The sequence below is a fragment of the Rhodococcus sp. P4_C10 genome, assembly GCF_056402135.1.
In genome coordinates this window covers 89,692-92,186 of the sequence record NZ_JBFUHZ010000032.1, presented here as the reverse complement: position 1 = coordinate 92,186, position 2,495 = coordinate 89,692, and the positions used below count along the sequence as shown (strand labels likewise).

3 protein-coding genes are annotated in these 2,495 nt (G+C 69.7%); 2 read left to right on the top strand and 1 reads right to left on the bottom strand.

The genetic code is table 11. The features are described from left to right. The coding region (gene lnt, locus AC1DWC_RS19620) for an apolipoprotein N-acyltransferase (RefSeq protein ID WP_477910695.1) at window positions 1-1,031 on the top strand (1,031 nt) is incomplete at its 5' end. 127 nt (window positions 1,032-1,158) lie between these two features. On the opposite strand, the gene AC1DWC_RS19615 is transcribed toward lnt, so the two are convergent. After that, entirely contained in the window at window positions 1,159-1,497 is a 339-nt protein-coding gene (locus AC1DWC_RS19615; RefSeq protein ID WP_072844647.1) for an RNA polymerase-binding protein RbpA, read from the bottom strand. A gap of 187 nt (window positions 1,498-1,684) precedes the next feature. Here AC1DWC_RS19615 and AC1DWC_RS19610 point away from each other — a divergent pair, with 187 nt between their 5' ends. Continuing rightward, window positions 1,685-2,017 carry a hypothetical protein gene (locus AC1DWC_RS19610; protein WP_477838232.1) on the top strand — a complete coding sequence of 111 codons (333 nt, stop codon included), beginning with the start codon at window positions 1,685-1,687 and terminating at the stop codon, window positions 2,015-2,017. Window positions 2,018-2,495: the final 478 nt, after the last annotated feature.

Sequence of the window (2,495 nt, the reverse complement as noted above, 5' to 3'; positions counted from 1 at the left end):
AGCGGTCGCCGCGCCGATGGCTGGCCCCGGCCGCCTGGGCCGCCGCGATGCCGCTGCTCGCCGCCGCCCTGTGGCCCACCCTGCCCGACATGGCCGCCACCGACGCCGGCGCCGACGACCGCACCGTCACCGTCGCCGCGATCCAGGGCAGCGTGCCCCGGCTCGGGCTCGAGTTCAACGCGCAGCGCCGCGCGGTCCTCGACAACCACGTCCGCGAGACCGTCCGGCTGGCCGACGACATCGACGCCGGCCGCCAACCCCGGCCGGACATCGTGATCTGGCCGGAGAACGCCTCCGACATCGACCCGCTGCGCAACGCCGACGCGGCGACCGCGATCAGCGCCGCGTCGCGGGCCGTCGGCGCGCCGATCCTGGTCGGCGCCGTGCTCGTCAACGGCGACGGCACCACCACCAACTCGGTGATCGTGTGGGACGCGGACACCGGTCCGCAGGAACGCCACGACAAGAAGATCATCCAGCCGTTCGGCGAGTACCTGCCGTACCGCGACTTCTTCCGGCACCTGTCCTCGTACGCGGACAAGGCCGGGAACTTCGTGCCGGGCGACGGGAACGGGGTGGTGCACGCGGCCGGGACTCCCGTCGGGGTCGCCACCTGTTACGAGGTCGCCTTCGACCGGGCCCTCACCGAGGCGGTGCGCGACGGCGCGCAACTGATCGCGGTGCCGACCAACAACGCGACCTTCGGCGACACCGAGATGACCTACCAGCAGCTGGCCATGTCGCGGGTGCGGGCCGTCGAGCACGGCCGGGCCGTAGTGGTGGCCGCCACCTCCGGCGTCAGCGCGATCGTCGCCCCGGACGGGTCGGTCCAGCAGTCGTCGCCGCTGTTTGCCCCGACCACGCTCGTCGCGGAGGTCCCGCTGCGGGCCACGACCACCCTCGCGACCCGGCTCGGCTCGATCCCCGAGTACCTGCTGTGCCTCGCGGCGGCCCTCGCCACGGCCGTCGCCGTGGTGCGCCGCCGGCGATCGGCGCCGGAAGCCCCGGAGGCGGCCGACACCGCGGCATGAACGCGGCCGCCTTGCCCAGAGACGACTGAACGCCCCGGAGGAGTCCTCCGGGGCGTTCAGTGTTCGATCAGGCGCCAGTAGACGCCGGCTACGCTCCGCGGCGCTGCGTCCGTAGACGCCGGCTCCGCTACGCTCCGCGGCGCTTGGTCTTCAGCAGGTCCATCCGCTCCTTGAGCAGCTCCTCGAGCTCTGCCTCCGAGCGACGTTCGAGCAGCATGTCCCAGTGGGTGCGCGGCGGCTTGACCTTCTTGGCCTCCGGCGCGGTGCCCTCGAGGAGCTGGCCCTCGAGGCCGTTCTTGCACATCCAGGTACCGGGGATCTCCGCCTCGTCGGCGAACGGGACGTCGAATTCCTCGCCGTTGTCGCAGCGGTACCGGGCCATACGTCGAGGCGCCAGATCGTGGTCACGGTCCGTCTCGTAGCTCACTGCGCCGAGTCGGCTGCCTCGAAGTACGCGATCTGCCATGGTGGTGTCCTCTCCTCCGCTTGCCCTACAAAGCTCTGGTCACGCGAGCGCGCCTGAAATCGGCGGACCAAGCGTTCACACTCATCTACAACGTCACGGAAATCCGATTGGTTCCCGTACGGCGCGCAGAATCGACCACCACCTTACCGGGTGAGGACGACGGCCCCGCACAGTACAGTGGCCGACTGTGGCAGGCCCTTCGAGAAGACCCGAATCGTGCGTCTGGTGCGGTCGACAGGTGCCTGACGCGGGCATGGGCCGGCGCCGCCGGTACTGCCGCCAGTCCTGTCGACAGCGCGCCTACGAGCAGCGCGTCGCTGTGAAGGGCACCGCGATCGCGCCCGACGCCGTGGTGCTCACCGCGGACGAGGCGACGGCGGTGATGGACCGGATGTTCGAGGTCCGGTGCGCCGCGGAGGACGTCGCCACGGCCGCGGCCGAGAGCGCCTCGCCGGCGGAACTCGCCGCGCTGTGCGCCACGCTGCTCGACCTCGCGCGTGAGGCCGAACGACTCCGCTGAGACACGTGACACTGACACACGTGACAGCCACAAACACGGCGTGAACTGCACGTCTGCGATTTCATGTGCCGACGGGTAGCGTCAAGGACGGTGACCCGACTCACCCGCGAGACGCATGGTCGCACGCGTCACTGTTGCGGCGGAGAGAGCTTCGCGGGGTCGGTCACTGCCACTCGGGGGGTGGCGAGGTAACCACCTTGGGTGTCTGTCGGCAGGCCCCGTCCAGGGCGAGGCTGGTGTGACAGAGAGCCATGCACCTACGCACCCACCCGACTGGGGGGAACACAATGCCGACCACCGTCGCGCACACACCTTCTGCAGCACCCGACTTCTGTCGTCGTCCTTCGAACCAACGCGGTCCCGAACCCGTGGTATCGACAAACCAGCACGGCAACATTCGCATCTCGATACCCTTTAGAAAAGGAAGAAGCGACACGCCGTAAGAGCAATCGCACGCCTCATTGCCCTAGGGATTACG